Source organism: Streptomyces sp. HSG2, from assembly GCF_016598575.1.
Taxonomy (GTDB): Bacteria; Actinomycetota; Actinomycetes; order Streptomycetales; family Streptomycetaceae; genus Streptomyces.
On record NZ_CP066801.1, the window covers coordinates 1,112,501 to 1,130,199 of the forward strand.

General features: G+C 71.4%; 16 protein-coding genes and 1 pseudogene. 5 read left to right on the plus strand and 12 right to left on the minus strand.

Going from position 1 to position 17,699, the window contains the following annotated elements:
- Nucleotides 1-121 precede the first annotated feature (121 nt).
- The 3 genes from JEK78_RS04340 to thyX form a co-directional block, all read right to left on the minus strand.
- The gene (locus JEK78_RS04340) at nt 122-1,807 is read right to left on the minus strand and encodes a ribonuclease J (protein ID WP_200262771.1); all 1,686 of its coding nucleotides are present in this window, start codon (nt 1,805-1,807) and stop codon (nt 122-124) included.
- Nucleotides 1,808-1,971: 164 nt separating this feature from the next.
- Entirely contained in the window at nt 1,972-2,871 is a 900-nt protein-coding gene (dapA, locus tag JEK78_RS04345; RefSeq protein ID WP_200262772.1) for a 4-hydroxy-tetrahydrodipicolinate synthase, read from the minus strand.
- Between the two features lie 206 nt (nt 2,872-3,077).
- Nucleotides 3,078-3,818, minus strand: a complete 741-nt coding sequence (gene thyX, locus JEK78_RS04350; protein WP_200262773.1) for an FAD-dependent thymidylate synthase — start codon at nt 3,816-3,818, stop codon at nt 3,078-3,080.
- A 211-nt stretch (nt 3,819-4,029) separates the two neighbouring features.
- Here thyX and JEK78_RS04355 point away from each other — a divergent pair, with 211 nt between their 5' ends.
- Nucleotides 4,030-4,263, plus strand: a complete 234-nt coding sequence (locus JEK78_RS04355; RefSeq protein WP_200262774.1) for a hypothetical protein — start codon at nt 4,030-4,032, stop codon at nt 4,261-4,263.
- A 115-nt stretch (nt 4,264-4,378) separates the two neighbouring features.
- Nucleotides 4,379-4,927 (plus strand): hypothetical protein, encoded by a 549-nt coding sequence (locus JEK78_RS04360; protein ID WP_200262775.1) that lies wholly within the window; start codon nt 4,379-4,381, stop codon nt 4,925-4,927.
- A 45-nt stretch (nt 4,928-4,972) separates the two neighbouring features.
- Here JEK78_RS04360 and JEK78_RS04365 read toward each other — a convergent pair whose 3' ends face one another.
- From JEK78_RS04365 to rpsO, 5 genes are all read right to left on the minus strand, one after another.
- Nucleotides 4,973-5,455 carry a hypothetical protein gene (locus JEK78_RS04365; RefSeq protein WP_200262776.1) on the minus strand — a complete coding sequence of 161 codons (483 nt, stop codon included), beginning with the start codon at nt 5,453-5,455 and terminating at the stop codon, nt 4,973-4,975.
- A gap of 17 nt (nt 5,456-5,472) precedes the next feature.
- Nucleotides 5,473-6,225 carry a 4-hydroxy-tetrahydrodipicolinate reductase gene (gene dapB / locus JEK78_RS04370; RefSeq protein ID WP_200262777.1) on the minus strand — a complete coding sequence of 251 codons (753 nt, stop codon included), beginning with the start codon at nt 6,223-6,225 and terminating at the stop codon, nt 5,473-5,475.
- Nucleotides 6,226-6,248: 23 nt separating this feature from the next.
- Nucleotides 6,249-7,628 (minus strand): pitrilysin family protein, encoded by a 1,380-nt coding sequence (locus tag JEK78_RS04375; RefSeq protein ID WP_200262778.1) that lies wholly within the window; start codon nt 7,626-7,628, stop codon nt 6,249-6,251.
- Nucleotides 7,625-9,841, minus strand: a complete 2,217-nt coding sequence (locus JEK78_RS04380) for a polyribonucleotide nucleotidyltransferase (RefSeq protein WP_200262779.1) — start codon at nt 9,839-9,841, stop codon at nt 7,625-7,627. The genes JEK78_RS04375 and JEK78_RS04380 overlap by 4 nt, the downstream gene beginning before the upstream one ends.
- A gap of 351 nt (nt 9,842-10,192) precedes the next feature.
- Complete coding sequence (rpsO, locus tag JEK78_RS04385; protein WP_031484852.1) at nt 10,193-10,480, minus strand: 30S ribosomal protein S15; 288 nt, start codon at nt 10,478-10,480, stop codon at nt 10,193-10,195.
- Nucleotides 10,481-10,757: 277 nt separating this feature from the next.
- Between rpsO and JEK78_RS04390 the strand changes: the two genes are divergently transcribed.
- Both JEK78_RS04390 and JEK78_RS23645 read left to right on the plus strand, forming a co-directional pair.
- Nucleotides 10,758-11,081, plus strand: coding sequence for a DUF397 domain-containing protein (locus JEK78_RS04390; protein WP_200262780.1), 324 nt, complete (start codon nt 10,758-10,760; stop codon nt 11,079-11,081).
- Between the two features lie 470 nt (nt 11,082-11,551).
- Nucleotides 11,552-11,635: pseudogene (locus tag JEK78_RS23645) on the plus strand (hypothetical protein); the annotation flags it as partial.
- A 20-nt stretch (nt 11,636-11,655) separates the two neighbouring features.
- Here JEK78_RS23645 and JEK78_RS23205 read toward each other — a convergent pair.
- Nucleotides 11,656-11,868, minus strand: a complete 213-nt coding sequence (locus JEK78_RS23205; RefSeq protein ID WP_242483261.1) for a hypothetical protein — start codon at nt 11,866-11,868, stop codon at nt 11,656-11,658.
- A 1,636-nt stretch (nt 11,869-13,504) separates the two neighbouring features.
- Between JEK78_RS23205 and JEK78_RS23210 the strand changes: the two genes are divergently transcribed.
- Nucleotides 13,505-14,920, plus strand: a complete 1,416-nt coding sequence (locus tag JEK78_RS23210; protein ID WP_242483262.1) for a MinD/ParA family protein — start codon at nt 13,505-13,507, stop codon at nt 14,918-14,920.
- Between the two features lie 156 nt (nt 14,921-15,076).
- Here the strand turns inward: JEK78_RS23210 and JEK78_RS04400 are convergent, their stop codons facing one another.
- The 3 genes from JEK78_RS04400 to rbfA all read right to left on the minus strand — a co-directional run bounded on the left by JEK78_RS04400 (nt 15,077) and on the right by rbfA (nt 17,666).
- A complete protein-coding gene (locus tag JEK78_RS04400) occupies nt 15,077-16,027 on the minus strand; it encodes a bifunctional riboflavin kinase/FAD synthetase (RefSeq protein ID WP_200262782.1) in 951 nt (316 codons plus the stop codon).
- Between the two features lie 281 nt (nt 16,028-16,308).
- Complete coding sequence (gene truB / locus JEK78_RS04405; RefSeq protein WP_200262783.1) at nt 16,309-17,214, minus strand: tRNA pseudouridine(55) synthase TruB; 906 nt, start codon at nt 17,212-17,214, stop codon at nt 16,309-16,311.
- Nucleotides 17,211-17,666 (minus strand): 30S ribosome-binding factor RbfA, encoded by a 456-nt coding sequence (gene rbfA / locus JEK78_RS04410; protein ID WP_200262784.1) that lies wholly within the window; start codon nt 17,664-17,666, stop codon nt 17,211-17,213. The genes truB and rbfA overlap by 4 nt, the downstream gene beginning before the upstream one ends.
- Nucleotides 17,667-17,699: the final 33 nt, after the last annotated feature.

A 17,699-nucleotide genomic window follows, 5' to 3' on the forward strand; every position in this document is an offset into this window, starting at 1 on the left:
GGTCGCGACCTCCGCGAGGTCCGACCTTCCGGCGGAGCTGTAAACGTAGTGGAGCGGGGCGCCCCGACGCAAATCGGGGGTGCCCCGCTCCCGCCGGGCATCAGCCGGCGGTGTCGGCTCGTCAGACCTCGACGACGACGGGGAGGATCATGGGTCGCCGGCGGTAGGTGTCCGACACCCACTTGCCCAGTGTGCGCCGGACCAGCTGCTGAAGCTGACGCGGCTCGACCACTCCGTCCTGCGCGGAGCGTTCGAGCACCTCGGCGATCTTCGGCAGGACTCCCTCGAACGCCGAGTCGTCGATTCCCGAACCACGCGCGTGGACGTGTGGACCGCCAGTGATCTTGCCGGTGGAGGCATCGAGGACCACGAACACCGAGATGATGCCCTCGTCTCCCAGGATCTTGCGGTCCTTGAGCGCGGGTTCGCCCACGTCGCCGACGGAGAGCCCGTCGACGTACACGTATCCCGCCTGCACCTTGCCGGAGATCTTCGCCCTGCCGTCCACCAGGTCCACCGCCACGCCGTCCTCGGCGATGACGATCCGGTCGTGCGGCACTCCGGTGAGAGCGCCGAGTTCAGCGTTGGCCCTCAGGTGGCGCCACTCGCCATGGACCGGCATGAGGTTGCCGGGACGACAGATGTTGTAGAAGTACAGCAGCTCGCCGGCCGAGGCGTGACCCGAGACGTGAACCTTGGCGTTGCCCTTGTGGACGACGTTGGCACCCCACCGGGTGAGCCCGTTGATCACCCGGTAGACCGCGTTCTCGTTGCCCGGGATCAGGGACGAGGCGAGGATCACCGTGTCACCTTGCACGATCCGGATCTGATGGTCCCTGTTGGCCATCCGGGACAGGGCGGCCATCGGCTCGCCCTGGGAACCCGTGCAGACCAGCACGACCTCGTCGTCCGGCAGGTCGTCGAGCGCCCGGACGTCGACGACGAGACCGGGTGGCACCCTCAGATAGCCGAGGTCCCGGGCGATCCCCATGTTGCGGACCATGGAACGGCCGACGAAGGCGACCCGTCTGCCGTACTCGTGGGCGGCGTCCAGGATCTGCTGGATCCGGTGCACGTGACTGGCGAAACTGGCGACGATGATCCGCTTGCGGGCACCCGCGAACACCTGCCGCAACACCTGGGAGATGTCACGCTCGGGAGCGGTGAAGCCGGGCACCTCGGCATTGGTCGAGTCGGAGAGGAGAAGGTCGATGCCCTCCTCGCTCAATCGCGCGAAGGCGTGCAGATCGGTCAGCCGCCGATCCAGCGGCAACTGGTCCATCTTGAAATCACCGGTGTGCACGACCAGGCCGGCGGGCGTGCGGATGGCGACCGCCAAGGCGTCCGGAATCGAGTGGTTGACCGCGACGAATTCGCAGTCGAAGGCCCCTACGCGCTCACGCTGCCCCTCCGCCACCTCCAGGGTGTACGGGCGGATGCGGTGCTCCTGGAGCTTCGCCTCGATGAGGGCCAGGGTCAGCTTGGAACCGATGAGCGGGATGTCCGGCTTCTCGCGGAGAAGATAGGGCACGCCACCGATGTGATCCTCGTGCCCATGGGTGAGGACGATTCCCTCGATATCGTCGAGACGATCCCTGATCGACGTGAAGTCCGGCAGGATCAGATCGATCCCCGGCTGTTCCTCCTCGGGGAAGAGGACTCCACAGTCGACGATCAACAGACGGCCCGCGTACTCGAAGACCGTCATGTTACGGCCGATCTCGCCGAGGCCGCCCAGTGGGGTGACCCGGAGCCCACCCTCGACGAGAGGCGGGGGCGAACCCAGTTCGGGGTGCGGATGACTCAAAAGACTCTCCTCACCATGCGCGCCACGTACCGGTGTGGCACGTGGCGCGCATGACGTTCGTGCAGAAGCGATGGTCATGGTGTTGCGGATACGGGCACCGGTGGCCCGCTGTTCAGTTGTGACAATCGTGCGAGCGCGCAGCGCCCTTGTGCGAAGTCCTGTTGTCAGAGGTGTACCCCACCCGCGGCAAGATCGATCTTCAATTGTTCGGTCTCCTCGGGAGTCAGTTCGACCATCGGCTGGCGGAGGGGTCCCCCGGGCAGCCCCCGGAGGCCCAGAGCGGCCTTGGTGGTCATGACTCCCTGAGTGCGGAACATTCCGGTGAAGACCGGGAGCAGCTTCTGATGGATCTCCAACGCCTTGTGGACATCCCCCGACGTATAGGCGTCGACCATGGCACGAAGCTCGGGTGTGACGACGTGGCCGACGACCGAGACGAAACCGACTGCGCCGACCGAGAGCAGGGGGAGGTTCAGCATGTCGTCGCCGGAGTACCAGGCCAGCCCGGAGTGCGCGATGGCCCAGCTGGCGCGCCCCAGGTCGCCCTTGGCGTCCTTGTTGGCGACGATCCGCGGATGCTCGGCCAAGCGGACGATGGTCTCCGTGTTGATCGGGACGCCGCTGCGGCCGGGGATGTCGTAGAGCATGACGGGCAGGTCGGTGGCGTCGGCGACGGTGGTGAAGTGCCGGTACAGACCCTCTTGCGGCGGTTTGTTGTAGTAGGGGGTGACGACGAGCAGGCCGTGGGCCCCACCCCGCGCCGCGTCCCGGGCGAGTTCGACGCTGTGCCGAGTGTCGTTGGTTCCGACCCCCGCGACGACCTGGGCGCGGTCCCCGACGGCCTCGACCACCGCTCGCACCAGGTCCGCCTTCTCCGCGTCGCCGGTGGTCGGCGACTCGCCCGTGGTCCCGTTGACGATCAGTCCGTCGTTGCCGGCGTCCACCAGATGGGCGGCCAGCCGGCGCGCGCCGTCGAGATCGAGTGCGCCGTCCGCCGTGAAGGGCGTGACCATGGCGGTGAGGACCCGCCCGAAGGGGGTCTGCGGAGTGGAGGTCAAAGCCATGGGCTACACGCTACTCGCTGCTCGGATCGGGGTCTGCCCTCGGGGCGGGGAGCAGGGGTTTTCGGGCGGAGCCCGGTACTGCCCGCTCGGGGGTTCAGGCAGTGCCGGGCCCGCTCGGCCAGGCTAGATGAACCACGCAAAGGCCCGCAATACGGACACCGTGCGTGGGGGTGCGGAGTGGTGCGCCGAAGGAAGGGACGGACGGTTCAGGGAGCCACTCGCCCGTTGGCGTCGAAGGCGGCGTGGGTGAGCGGCATGAGCCGAGCCCAGGCCTCCTCCATCCGCTCCCCGACCATCTCGATCTCCCGTTGCGGGAACGAGGGAACCTTGGCCAGCTCGTGCTGGGTGCGCAGCCCCACGAAGTGCATGAGCGACCGCGCGTTGCACGTCGCGTACATCGAGGAGTAGAGACCGACGGGCAGAGCCGACCGGGCGACCTCACGGGCGACGCCGGCCGCGAGCATCTCACGGTACGCCTCGTACGTCCGGCGGTAGGAGCCCTCCAGGGTACGATCCACGAGTTCCCGCTGGGCTGCGCTGCCCTCGACGAAGCGGTACTTGCCCGGGCGGCCCTCCTGCACCAGCTTCCGCGAGGAGTCCGGCACGTAGAAGACCGGGCGAAGCTCGCGGTAGCGTCCGCTCTCCTCGTTGTACGACCAGCCCGCGCGATGGCGCATGAACTCCCGGAAGACGAAGATCGGCGCGCTGATGAAGAAGGTCATCGAGTTGTGCTCGAAAGGGCTCCCGTGCCGGTCCCGCATCAGGAAGTTGATCAGCCCCTTGGACCGCTCCGGGTCCTTGTCGATCTCGGCGAGGGACTGTTCGCCGAGTGTCGAGACCCGCGCGGCGAAGAGCACGTCCGCGTCGGACGCGGTGTGCTTGACCAGCTCGACGGTGACGTCGCTGCGCAGCTCGATCTCGAACTCGGCTTCGGGTGTATCGGACACGGTGTGGCGGACCTTCCCGTCTTGTGTGCGTGGCAGGGCAACTCTACGGACCCGGTGGCCGGTCCGTTCGGCGGCCTCGCGCCCTCCCCTGCCTGGACGCGTACCGCCCGACGAGTCGGGGCACGGGCACCTTCGGGCGTCGTCGTTCGTTGCTACTCGCGAACAGTCCGCTCCTCGGTCCAGTCAGTCCCCCGAAAGGAGAGCCACCACCATGCTCGATCGGCGTGAGTCCGTACCGTTCGCCTTCGTCGCCGAGGCCGATCGGTTCCGCAGCAACGTCGCGCCCCCACCACGGGAGCGGGCGTCGCTGGGGCAGATCGCCGGGCGTTCCCTGCTGGGGCTGACCATCGTCGCGGGGCTCGTTGGCTCACTGCTCATCGGCATGCCCGCCCTCTCGTCGGACACCTCGACACCGCGCCAGACCCAAGCCTCCTACGGTCGCTGACCCGGCACCCGGGCGTTCCATCGCGCGGCCGACGCCCCGTCGCTGGTGGTGGGCCGTCGGCGGTCGGTAATCTCGCCGGGCACCACCCACCGCACCGGAAGAGTGAGGATCCGCCGTGCCCCTGTCCTTCCTGACGGCCGACCCCGCCTTCGAGGCGACCGACGGCACCCCGCTGCCGCACGACGACCGGGATCGCTGGCACCGTCCGTACCGTCCCGGGCCCTACCGGGTGGGTGCCGCGGCCGTCCTGTTGCTGCTGGCGTCGTATGTGCTCTTGGCCGGTGTGGTCATCGCGACCGCCGGCACCCCGGCGGCCTCCGGGGTGGTCTTCGGCATCGCGGCGGCCGTCATCGCCGGGGCCCTGCGGCTCCTGCGCGTGGGGGTGTGGGTGAGTTCCCGGGGGCTGCGCCGCGTCGGGTTCCTCAGCACCCGCACGGTGCCGTGGTCGAGGGTCGACCGGGTGCGGAGGGCGCAACAACCGGTGCGGTGGCTGGGGCTTCCCCGCACCGTGCAGGGCCAGGCCCTGATGTTGTTCCCGGGAGGCGGCGGCGCCGGGCGTCCCCTGCTGACCACGCACGACGCGGATTTCCTGGCTCGCGGCGAGGCCTTCCGGCGGGCCTCGCGCTCGGTGGAGGGCTGGGCCGCGGAGTACGCGCCACGCTGATCGGCCCCGACTCGCGCCGGTCCGGTGGCGGCTCCGCGACCGCGCCTACGTCGACGACCTGGCGGCCCCCGCGGCGGCGTCGTCCGCGGGGGGGCTCTCGTACAGGGCGATGGCATGCCGCATCGCCCCGCGTGCACGAGGAGTGTCCCGCGCGTCGTGATAGGCGACTGCGAGCCGGAACCAGGCACGCCAGTCGTCCGGGGTCGCCTCGGCCTCTGCCTTGCGCCGCGCGAAGACCTCGTCCGCGGAGTCCCGGTCGACGCGACCGCTCGGCGTACGCCTGAGTTCGTCCACGGGGAGTCCCCCCTCGGCGTCCAGTGCCGCGGCCAGCCGGTTGGCCCGGCGGACGAAGCGGGTGTTCTGCCACAGGAACCACACCCCGATCAGCGGCAGGACCAGCACCGCCAGGCCGAGGGCGACGGCGACCGGTTCACCGGTCTCCACGAGGAGCACTCCGCGGCTGCCGACCAGGACGAGGTACACGACCAGGACGGCGGCCGTGACGGCATAGGAGATCTTCGCGCGCATGTCTCGGCCCTCCCCGGTCAGTCGAGATCCAGGAAGTGTTCCAGACCGTGGGTGAGTCCCGGGGTGCCCACCACTCGGCGCACCCCCAGCAGGACTCCCGGCATGAAGCTGCTGTGGTGGAGCGAGTCGTGTCGGACGGTGAGGGTCTCGCCCTCCGTGCCGAGGAGCACCTCCTGGTGGGCCAGAAGCCCGCGCAGCCGGACGGCGTGGACCGGCACACCGTCCACCTGTGCGCCGCGGGCACCCTCCAGGGCGGTGACGGTCGCGTCGGGCGCCGGGGCACTGCCCGCGCGTCGCCGGGCCTCGGCTACCAGGTGGGCCGTCCGGGTCGCCGTCCCGCTGGGCGCGTCGGCCTTGCCCGGATGATGCAGTTCCACCACCTCGACTGATTCGAACCAGGGTGCGGCGACCTGAGCGAACCGCATGGTCAGGACCGCTCCGATGGAGAAGTTCGGGGCGATGAGGACCCCCGTCTCCGGCGACTGGCCGAGCCAGCCGCGCAACTGGTCGAGGCGCTCGTCGGTCCATCCGGTCGTCCCGACGACGGCGTGGATTCCGTGCCGAACGCAGAAGTCCAGGTTCCCCATCACGGACGCGGGGGTGGTGAGTTCGACGGCGACGTCGGTACGGGTCTCGGCGAGCGTCTCCAACCGGTCGCCGCGGCCGAGGGCGGCCGTCAGTTCCATGTCGTCGGCGGCCTCGATCGCCCGGACCGCTTCGGACCCGATACGGCCCCGGGCGCCGAGGACCGCCACGCGCAGCTTGCTCATCTCGCAGTTCCTTACCTGGTGGGTCAGGCCATGATGTCGTGCAGTCGGGAGGCCTGCTTGTCCGCGATCGGACCGATGACCGACAGTGACGGCCGCCTGCCGAGGATGTCGCGGGCCACGGCGCGGACGTCGTCCGGTGTCACGGCTGCTATCCGGGTCAGCATGTCGTCGACCGACATCTGCTCACCCCAACAGAGCTCGCTCTTGCCGATCCGGTTCATCATCGCGCCGGTGTCCTCCAGCCCCAGCACGGTGGATCCGCGCAGTTGGCCCACGGCACGGCCGATCTCCTCGTCGGACAGGCCGTGCTCCGCCACTCGGTCGAGCTCCCCGCGGCAGATCCTCAACACTTCCTCCACCTGCGAGGGTCGGCAACCGGCGTAGACACCGAAGAGACCACAGTCGGCGAAACCGGAGGTGTAGGAGTAGACGCTGTATGCCAGCCCCCGCTTCTCACGGACTTCCTGGAAGAGGCGCGAGGACATGCCCCCTCCGAGCGCGCTGTTCAGCACACCCAAGGCCCAGCGTCGGTCGTCGGTTCGGGCGAACCCCGGCATGCCCAGGACGACGTGGGCCTGCTCCGTTCGCCGTCCTACCAGCTCGACGCGGCCGGCGGCGCGGACCCTGCGGCTTCCCTGCCGGGGGGCGAGCGGTCGCGCGGCGGCGTCCCGGAACGCTCCCGCCTTCTCGAAGGCCGCTCGCACCTGCCGCACCACCTTGTGGTGGTCGACGTTGCCCGCGGCGGCGACGACGAGATGAGTGGGGTCGTAGTGCCTGCGGTAGAAGCGGCGGATCCGGTCCGCGGTGAGGGCGTTGACCGTGTCGACGGTGCCGAGGACCGGTCGGCCCAAGGGGTTGTCGCCGAACATGGTGCGCGCGAACAGGTCGTGCACACAGTCGCCCGGATCGTCCTCGGTCATGGCGATCTCTTCGAGGATGGCACCGCGTTCGACGTCGACGTCCTCCTGGAGGATCAGCGAGCCGGTGAGCATGTCGCACACGACGTCGACGGCGAGAGGGAGGTCGGTGTCGAGCACCCGCGCGTAGTAGCAGGTGTACTCCTTCGCCGTGAAGGCGTTGATCTCGCCGCCCACCGCGTCGAGTGCGGCGGAGATGTCGAGAGCGGACCTGCGACGCGTGCCCTTGAAGAGGAGGTGCTCCAGATAGTGGGTGGCCCCGTTCAGCGACGGGGTCTCGTCGCGGGAACCGACGTGGGCCCAGATACCGAAGGTCGCGGAGCGGACCGAGGGGAGGGTCTCGGTGACGACGCGCAGGCCACCGGGGAGGGTGGTCTTGCGAACCGTTCCCGTGCCGTCGTGCCCCTTGATGAGGGTTTGGGTACGGGCGACGGCCCGCACCTCCGAGAAGGTGCGGGCCGTCGCCTCGGCGCCGTGGGACGTCACTGGTCGGTGTCGTCCTTCTGGTCCGTGCCTTCCTCGCCCTCGATCACCGGGATCAGGGAGAGCTTGCCACGCGAGTCGATCTCGGCGATCTCGACCTGGACCTTCTGGCCGACGCCGACGACGTCCTCGACGTTCTCCACGCGCTTGCCGCCGGCGAGCTTGCGGATCTGCGAGATGTGCAGCAGCCCGTCCTTGCCGGGGAGCAGGGAGACGAACGCGCCGAAGGTCGTGGTCTTGACGACCGTGCCGAGGTAGCGCTCGCCGACCTCCGGCATCGTCGGGTTGGCGATGCCGTTGATGGTCGCCCTCGCGGCCTCCGCGGCGGGACCGTCCGCGGCACCGATGTAGATCGTGCCGTCGTCCTCGATCGTGATCTCGGCGCCCGTGTCCTCCTGGATCTGGTTGATCATCTTGCCCTTGGGGCCGATGACCTCGCCGATCTTGTCGACCGGGATCTTGACCGTGATGATGCGGGGAGCGTTCGGGGACATCTCGTCCGGGGTGTCGATCGCCTCCATCATCACGTCGAGGATGTGCAGACGCGCGTCGCGTGCCTGCTTGAGGGCGGCGGCGAGGACCGAGGCGGGGATGCCGTCCAGCTTGGTGTCCAGCTGGAGCGCGGTCACGAACTCCTTGGTGCCGGCGACCTTGAAGTCCATGTCACCGAAGGCGTCCTCGGCACCGAGGATGTCGGTGAGAGTGACGTAGTGGGTCTCACCGTCGATCTCTTGGGAGATGAGCCCCATGGCGATGCCGGCGACCGGGGCCTTGAGCGGCACGCCGGCGTTCAGCAGCGACATGGTGGAGGCGCACACCGAGCCCATGGACGTCGATCCGTTGGAGCTGAGGGCCTCGGACACCTGGCGGATGGCGTACGGGAACTCCTCACGGGTCGGCAGCACCGGCACCAGGGCCCGCTCCGCGAGAGCTCCGTGGCCGATCTCCCGGCGCTTCGGAGAACCGACGCGACCGGTCTCGCCGGTGGAGTAGGGCGGGAAGTTGTAGTTGTGCATGTAGCGCCTGCGGGTCACCGGCGACAGGGTGTCCAGCTGCTGCTCCATGCGGAGCATGTTCAGCGTGGTGACACCCAGGATCTGGGTCTCGCCGCGCTCGAAGAGGGCGGAGCCGTGGACCCGGGGGATCGCCTCGACCTCGGCGGCCAGCGTGCGGATGTCCGTCACGCCGCGGCCGTCGATGCGCTTCTTCTCCTTGATGACCCGTTCCCGGACGAGGGTCTTGGTCAGCGACCGGTAGGCGGCGGAGATCTCCTTCTCCCGACCCTCGAACTCCGGCAGCAGCTTCTCCGCGGCGAGCGCCTTCACACGGTCCAGCTCGGACTCGCGGTCCTGCTTGCCGGCGATGGTGAGCGCCCGGGCCAGCTCCGGCTTGACGGCCGCCGTGAGAGCCTCCAGGACGTCGTCCTGGTGGTCGAGGAAGACCGGGAACTCGCCGGTCGGCTTGGCGGCCTTGGCGGCCAGGTCCGACTGGGCGCGGCAGAGCACCTTGACGAAGGGCTTGGCCGCCTCGAGACCGGCGGCGACGACCTCCTCCGTCGGGGCCTCGGCGCCTCCGTCGACCAACTGGACGGTCTTGTCGGTGGCCTCCGCCTCGACCATCATGATGGCGACATCGCCGTCCTCCAGCACCCGGCCGGCGACGACCATGTCGAAGACGGCGTCCTCCAGCTCCGTGTGCGTGGGGAAGGCGACCCACTGGCCGCGGATCAAGGCCACGCGGACGCCGCCGATCGGGCCGGAGAACGGCAACCCGGCCAGCTGTGTGGACGCGGAGGCGGCGTTGATCGCCACGACGTCGTAGAGGTGGTCGGGGTTGAGCGCCATGATGGTGGCGACGACCTGGATCTCGTTGCGCAGGCCCTTCTTGAAGGAGGGGCGCAGCGGGCGGTCGATCAGTCGGCAGGTGAGGATCGCGTCCTCGCTGGGCCGACCCTCGCGACGGAAGAAGGAGCCGGGGATCCGCCCGGCCGCGTACATGCGCTCCTCGACGTCGACCGTCAGCGGGAAGAAGTCCAGCTGGTCCTTGGGCTGTCGCGAAGCGGTGGTGGCCGACAGCACCATGGTGTCGTCGTCCAGGTAGGCCACGGCGGAACCGGCGGCCTGGCGGGCCAGCCGGCCCGTCTCGAATCGGATGGTACGGGTGCCGAAGGCGCCGTTGTCGATGACGGCCTCGGCGTAGTGGGTCTCGTTCTCCACCAGTGATGTCTCCTCGTCGTCGTCCCATGCTGCCCGTGTGGCAGCGGAACGGTGGCGGAGAAGCGCCCCGTCCGTGCGGACCGGTCTTCGATCGAAGCGCCCGGGCTGTCCGTCCGGGAGCCACTACCGAGGACCGGCGGCGGGGGCGCGCTCCTCCTCTTGCTCTTGTCTTGTTCTTCGTACGCGCGCGGGCCCGGCGGGCACGTGTCCGCCGCGCACGAACGCGCGCCGCCTGGGGTGCTCGGACACCCGTCGCGTCGTGCTACCACACTACAAAGGGCGGGCGGCACCCCGCACGTACGGCAAAGGGAGCGGCCCCCGACGCAGGGGAACCGCTCCCTCCACGGTGTGCTACTTGGCTCCCGCGGCCCCTCGGCGGATACCCAGGCGGTCGACCAGCGCGCGGAAGCGCTGGATGTCCTTCTTGGCCAGGTACTGCAGCAGCCGGCGACGCTGGCCGACCAGGATCAGCAGGCCACGGCGGGAGTGGTGGTCGTGCTTGTGGGTCTTCAGGTGCTCGGTCAGGTCGGAGATCCGACGGGACAGCAGCGCGACCTGGACCTCGGGGGAGCCGGTGTCGCCCTCCTTGGTACCGAACTCGGCCATGATCTGCTTCTTCGTTGCGGCGTCGAGCGACACGCGTACTCCTTGAATGGTCCATCAGGCCACCGAGTGCCCCCGGTCTGCTTCTCGGGGGCTTCCGTGACTCGGAAGGCGGGGGCGGTCCGCCGGGCGCGACCTCCGGAGCGACCGAGACGCTCCGGGGCGCGTACCCCGTACGGCCATCGGCCAGAATACCAGGGGACCACCGACCTCCCGCGCGCGGCGACTCCCTCGACACGAAGGCCGACTAGGGTGAGCGCTCGGACACGGACGGTGCCGGAGGCCGGCACCGTCGAGAAGGGGGAGCGAGACGATGACCACGACCGAGGGCGCGGCGGGACCGCGGGACCCGGACGTCAGGGCCCGCAAGGATCGCGAACGCGACGAGCTGTACGCGCTCGACATCTCCGGCGTCGAGTGGCTCTGCGCGCCGGGCACGGAGCACCACGAGGAACGGGTGGAGATCGCCCACCTGCCCGGCGGGGCGGTGGCCATGCGATCGTCCCTGGACCCCGACACCGTGCTCCGCTACACCGAGGCGGAGTGGCGAGCGTTCGTACTCGGCGCGCGGGACGGGGAATTCGACCTCGTGGATCGACGTCCCCCCGGCGAGGGTCCGGGAGACGGCGAGGGGTGACGGGAGACCGGCCGGGGGTGGGACACCGGCCGGTCGACGCGTCGAGCGTCTCGCACGCGCCACCCGGGGTGACGCGTGCGGCGGGCCTCGCGCCATCGCCTCGACCCGGTGCGTCGGGGTTGGTCGTCGGGCTCGCCTCGTGGGTCCGAGAAACCGGTCCCACGTCGGGCGTGGCGCCGCGGAGACGCGGGTTCCCCGGCTCCCGGGTGACCGAGTGCCGAGGACCGACCGCGCGGGGAACTCCCGGCCGGCACGCGCAGAGCCCGCGACGAACGCCGCTCCTCGCCGGCGAGTGTCGCCCGACACGGCACTAGGCTGGGACCGACGCGACGTCAGAACCCGTCAGGGGAAGGCGACGTCCTACGGGGAGGGGCTGGTCGTGGACGGCCCCACCGCCGCGGTCCGTCCGCCGGCGGCACGGGTCGCCCCCGGTTCGGCTTCGAGGGTGCTCGACCACATCAGGAGGAACTGTGAGCAGCGATCGGGACGGGGCGCGCGGGGGCCGGTCGACACCCGACGGGGAACAGCCCGACGCGCCGTCCGCCGCCGAGACGACGGGCGAGTTCACCATCGACTACGCGCCACCCGCCTGGTACACCGAGAACGCCTCCAGCGCGGCGAGCGGGCCCGGGGGCGTGCCGGCGGCTGCCGAGGACCAGGCGGAGGCCCCGAGGGCCGACGAGCCCGACCGCCCCGAAGCGCCGAAGCGACCGACCGAGGGCGGCGCCTCCGCCCGCCGGAGCGGAAGCCCGGACGCGTCCTCGGCGTCCGCGACCACCCCGACCACGGGCCCCGGGGTACCGCCGCTGCCCGGTCTCGCCCCGCCCCCGCACGCCACCGCCCCCGCCCCGCCGGCGGCTCCCGGAACCCCGTTCACACCGGCCGCGCCTCCGGCGTCTCCGGGTGGCGCCTTCACTCCGCCGGTTCCGCCCGGTGAAGGCCCGGCGGCGGTGCCGGGGCTCCCGCTGGGGAGCGGGTTCGAGCCCCTGCCGACGGAGGAGGTCGCGGCCTCCGGCGAGGGCGAGCCGGCACCGCCTGCCGCCTCGCGACGACGCTTTCCCGTTCCCGGGTTCACACCGGCGGCTCGGCGGCCTGACCCAGCGGCACCGACCGCGGCGGGCGATCCGCCGCCGCGGGTACCCGAGGACCGTCCCGGCGGCGACCCGGCAACGCCGTCGCAGGGCCGTGCGGCCGTTGAGCGGTCCGCCACCGACGGAGACGGCGACACGGGCCCGGAGGACGGCGGGACCGACGGTGCGGCGCGCCTCACGCCCCGGGCGTCGGCCGCGGACGGGAGGACGAGGGACGACGGGGACTTCGACCTGGCACCCCCTCGCGCGGTCGCCTCGCCCGGCCCCCCGGGGCGGCCGGACGCCCTCGAAGGGACTGTCGGTGTCCGGGCCGCCGAGGCGGACATCGACGTCGAGGGGGCGGGGACGCGAGCGTCGCGGCCAGGGCGTCGGCGGGAGCCGACCCCACCGACCGGGCAGGTGCCTCCCGCTGTGCCGGACATCGCCGACGCGAGGGTGTCGAGGCCGGAGGGGTCCGAGACCCCGCACCCCGAGAACCGGGGCGTCGGTACGCCCCAGAGCGGCGGTTCCTCGTCCGCCGTGTCCCGTGGTGTCTCCGACGGCCGCGTGGAGCGGCCCGTCGTGTCGCCCGCCGGCGACTTCGGGGCGTCTCCGGAGCGTGGCGAGGAGGCGGCGCGCCACCCCGGGTTCCACGAGCCGGTTGGTCCGCCGTCGGGGGGGCAGCCGGCCGTCCCGCGGCGACCGGATCCGGAGCCGCCCGGGGCCCGGCACCCCTTCCCGGCACCGCCGCGGCCTCCCGCCTCCGAGGCGTGGGACGCGCCGCCGAGCCCGGGTCTGCCTCGACCGACTCCCCCGACGCCCGGCTACGGCTTCCCTCCGCCCGACTCGTCGGGATCGGCACCGGCGAGCGGCGCTCCCCCTACTTCGGCGCCCCTCCCCGACGCGGTCGCACCCGGCTACGGCTTCCCACCCGGCTACGGCTTCCCGCCAAGCGGCGCCGGCGAGACGGGGACGTACGGCTACCCACCGCTGCCGCCCAGGGGGGACGCTCCCGGCTCTCCTCCGGGGGTCGCGGAGCCCGGAACACCGCGATTCGGACCGGGGCCCCCACCGCCCGAGGCGCCGCCGACATGGACCCCGGGCCCGGCGCGGCGGCACGGCGCCGGGCCGATGCCACCGGTGGGCCGGACGCCGGCGGAGCCGGCGCCCTCGCAGCGGCGGCCACCGCCCGCGCCGCCGATGCCGCCGAACTCCCCCGGCGGTTCGCGGGCGGACCGGGGGGCGCCGATGCCTCCACACCGCGGCCCGGACGGTCGGCGGGTCCCGCCCGGTGTGCCGCACTCGCCCGAGCCTTCCGCGAGTTCCGGAGGGGAGTCGGGGCAGCCCGGCCCGGTGCGCCACGACCAGCGTCAGCCCACCAATCCGGGTGCCGCTCCGCTGGGCTACACGGCCGCGGTGGAGCTGTCGTCGGATCGCCTTCTGCACAACCGGAAGCAGAAGGCGAGGAGCAGCCGTCCCGCGGGCGGCGGAGGACGGTTCAGGCTGGGCGGGAAGAAGGAGGAGGCGGAGCGGCTCAGGAAACTGGACCTGATCCGCACGCCGGTCCTGTCCTGCTACCGCATCGCGGTCATCAGCCTGAAGGGCGGGGTGGGCAAGACGACCACCACGACGGCCCTGGGCGCCACGCTCGCCACGGAGCGCCAGGACAAGATCCTCGCGATCGACGCCAACCCGGACGCGGGTACGCTCGGGCGGCGGGTTCGTCGCGAGACCGGGGCGACGATCCGGGATCTGGTCCAGGCCATCCCGCATCTCCACTCGTACATGGACATCCGGCGTTTCACCTCGCAGGCGCCGTCGGGGCTGGAGATCATCGCCAACGACGTGGACCCGGCGGTGTCGACCACGTTCAACGACCAGGACTACCGTCGCGCGATAGAGGTGCTGGGACGGCAGTATCCGATCATTCTCACGGACTCCGGCACCGGACTGCTCTACAGCGCCATGCGCGGAGTCCTGGACCTCGCCGACCAGCTCATCATCATCTCGACGCCCTCGGTGGACGGAGCGAGCAGCGCGAGCACGACTCTGGACTGGCTCTCCGCTCACGGCTACGCGGGGCTGGTCGCGCGCTCCCTCACGGTGATCTCCGGTGTCCGGGAGACCGGCAAGATGATCAAGGTAGAGGACATCGTGGCCCACTTCCGCACCCGGTGCCGCGGGGTCGTGTCCGTTCCGTTCGACGAGCACTTGGCGGCGGGGGCGGAAGTCGATCTCGACATGATGCGACCCAAGGTGCGGGACGCATACTTCGAACTCGCCGCGCTGGTGGCCGAGGACTTCACCCGACACCAGCGGATGCACGGCCTGTGGACCTCGGACGGGAACCCACCCCCGGTGGCCGCGCCTCCCCTGCCCGGCGGGCCCGCACCGGGCCGTCCGGACTCCCGAGGAGGCGGTCCCTGGTCGCACGGGGCGACTGTCCCCGGACCCTCGGCTCCCCCCGGCCCCGACTCGCGTCCCGGCGCGTACGGCCCGCCGCCGCAGGTACCCCCGGCGTCGTACCCTCCGCACGGGGCACCGCCCTCGCACGGGCACGGACCGGGCCCGGGGGTGCCGCCCGCGCGGCGAGGCCGTCCGGGCGAGAGGTCTTCGGAGCCACGCGGCGGCGCCTCGGCCGGGGGCGGGGCTCCGCACCATCCGGGCCCACAGGCGCGACCCGGCTACGGGCCCCCGCGGTACCGGGACGGTCCGATCTCCAAGGGGCCGGACCGGCGGGGCGACGGAGGCCCACCCCGGGAGCCGTGAGGCGGCCGAGGTGGGGGAAGTACGGAGGTTCCCGCTCACCCTGGGGCTTCCGCACGCTCGCGGGGGCGCCCGGGAGCGGGGAGGACCCGTCCTGTCCCGCGTCCCTCGGCGCGTGACGGGGGCGGAGCACGGCGGAACCGCCGCGCGGCGGGCGGATCAGGCCTCCGCGGCGGCCACCGACGTCCGGCATCGCTCCACATCGTCGGCCATCTGCTCCAGCAGGGCGTCCAGCGTGTCGAATCTGGCCTGGCCTCGAACGTACGTCAGGAACTCCACGGCCACGTGGAGCCCGTACAGCTCCAGGCCGACGCGATCGATGGCGTACGCCTCGACCGTCCGCTCGGTGCCGTCGAACTGTGGGTTGGTGCCGACCGAGATCGCGGCCGGCATGACCTCTCCCTGGGCGTGCAGCCAACCCGCGTAAACGCCGTCGGCGGGGACGGCGGTGTGCGGGAGCGTCTCGACGTTGGCGGTGGGATAGCCCAGCTCACGGCCGCGCCGGGCACCGCGGACGACGATCCCCTCGACACGGTGCGGGCGGCCCAGGATCTCGGCGGCGCCCGTCACGTCGCCCCGGGCCACCAGCGTCCTGGCGAGGGTCGACGAGAACGGCCGCCCCTCGCCGGCCACGCCTGTCGCGTGCAGGTCGACGATGTCCACGTCGAAGTCGTAGATGCCTCCCTGCGCCGTGAGGAAGGCGACGTCACCCGCGGCGCGGTGCCCGAACCGGAAGTTCGGCCCTTCGACGACCGCCTTGGCCCGCAACTTGTCCACCAGCACCTTGACGACGAAGTCCGCCGGCGAGAGCTTCGAGAAGTCGGCCGTGAACGGAAGCACCAGCACCGCCGCCACCCCGAGGTCGGCCATCAGTTCGGCACGGCGGTGGTGCGGGGCGAGCAGCGGAGGATGGCTGCCGGGTCGGACGACCTCGCTGGGATGCGGGTCGAAGGTGACGACCACCGCGGGGAGGCCGAGACGCCGGGCCCGATGGACGGTGTGCTTGATGATCGACTGGTGGCCCCGGTGGACCCCGTCGTAGGAACCGATGGTGACGACGCTGCGGCCCCAGTCCTCGGGGATGTCCTCCAAGCCACGCCAGCGCTGCACTGTGTCCGCTCCTTGTCACACATTCGCCGAGGGCCAGCGAGTCGACTCGCGCACGGTGTGGTGCCGTGCCGACCGCCCCCGCCGTTCTCCGCCCGGTGTCCGTCGTTGCCTTCTGCGCAGGTCCAAGAGTGCCATGCCGGGGCTCTTCCTCCCGCACCGGCATGGGAGTTGTGCCCTCGCGTCGGTCGCGCCCGGCCGCGTCCGGGCGGAGGCGGAGGGCGGCGGCGGGACACGTCGGTCGAGGGACCGGAGACGGCCCCGCCGGGCGCCGATCGGCGGGCTCAGGCGAACACGGCCAGACTCCGGGCCTTGCCGTGATGTTCCTCGACGAGGGCGAGCAGTCCACCGGCGGTGTCGAACACGGCGACCGGTCCGGCTCCGGCGTACGCCTCGGGCATCTCCAGCCGTACCCCATTGGCGAGCAGCCTGGCGCGCCGGGCATCGAGGTCCCAGCGCGGGAACGCCGCCGCGGCGGCGTCGGCGACGGGCATCACACGCAGTTCCCGCCGGAGTGCGTCGAGCGTACGGGCGGACTCCAGCCGGTACGGCCCGACCCGGGTACGGCGGAGAGCCGTGAGGTGTCCCCCGACCCCGAGGGCCGCCCCCAGGTCGCGGGCGAGGGCGCGGATGTACGTACCGGAGGAGCAGACGACCGAGACCACCAGGTCCCGCACGGGGGTCCCGTCCTCGGCGGTGGCCTCCCGGATGTCGTGGACGACGAAGGAGGAGACGCTCACCGGACGGGCCGGGATGTCGAAGTCCTCGCCCTCCCGGACCCGCTTGTAGGAACGGACGCCCTTGATCTTGATGGCGCTGACCTTGGAGGGCACCTGCATGATGTCGCCGGTCAGTTCGGTGACGGCGGAGGCCACCGACTCGCCGGTGACGGCGGAGGCGTCGGTGGACGCGGTGATCTCGCCCTCCGCGTCGTCGGTCACGGTGGTCTGGCCCAAGCGGACCGTCCCCACGTACTCCTTCTCGGTCAGCGCCAGGTGCCCCAGGAGTTTGGTGGCGCGCTCCACTCCGAGGACGAGGACACCGGTCGCCATCGGATCGAGGGTTCCGGCATGGCCCACGCGGCGCGTCCGGGCGATGCCCCGCATCGTGGCGACGACGTCGTGTGAAGTGAAGCCCGACGGCTTGTCGACGATGACAAGCCCGTCGGGCGTGGTGCTCTGGGTGGTCATCCCTGGGTGTCGTCCGTCTCGTCGTCCTCGGCGTCCGGCTTCCGGTAGGGGTCCGCCCCGGCCGCGTACGCGGCCCCCGCGGAGGCCTCGCGAACCTTGGCGTCGGATTCTCGCGCTCGGTCGAGGAGGTCCTCGATGGTCCGGGCGTTGTCCGGCAGGGCGTCCATGACGAAGGCCAGGGTCGGAGTGAACTTCACCCCGGCGGCCTTGCCGACCTCCGAACGCAGGATTCCCTTGGCGCTCTCCAGGCCCGCCGCGGCGGCCTTCCGCTCCTCGTCGTCCCCGTACACGGTGTAGAAGACGGTCGCTTCCCGAAGATCACCCGTGACGCGGGTGTCGGTGATGGTGACATGCGAGCCCAGCCGCGGGTCCTTGATCCCGCGCTGCAGCTTCTGGGCCACCACCTCTCGGATGAGGTCCGCAAGCCTTTTCGCCCGCGCGTTGTCGGCCACTGGTCCGTCTCCCGTTCTTTCCTGATCTTTTTC

Bases quoted from the DNA above. Each gene is read 5' to 3' on its own strand.
- dapA (WP_200262772.1), bottom strand. From the start codon at position 2,871: ATGGCTTTGACCTCCACTCCGCAGACCCCCTTCGGGCGGGTCCTCACC.
- JEK78_RS04355 (WP_200262774.1), top strand. From the start codon at position 4,030: ATGCTCGATCGGCGTGAGTCCGTACCGTTCGCCTTCGTCGCCGAGGCC.
- JEK78_RS04365 (WP_200262776.1), bottom strand. From the start codon at position 5,455: ATGCGCGCGAAGATCTCCTATGCCGTCACGGCCGCCGTCCTGGTCGTG.
- dapB (WP_200262777.1), bottom strand. From the start codon at position 6,225: ATGAGCAAGCTGCGCGTGGCGGTCCTCGGCGCCCGGGGCCGTATCGGG.
- JEK78_RS04390 (WP_200262780.1), top strand. From the start codon at position 10,758: ATGACCACGACCGAGGGCGCGGCGGGACCGCGGGACCCGGACGTCAGG.
- truB (WP_200262783.1), bottom strand. From the start codon at position 17,214: ATGACCACCCAGAGCACCACGCCCGACGGGCTTGTCATCGTCGACAAG.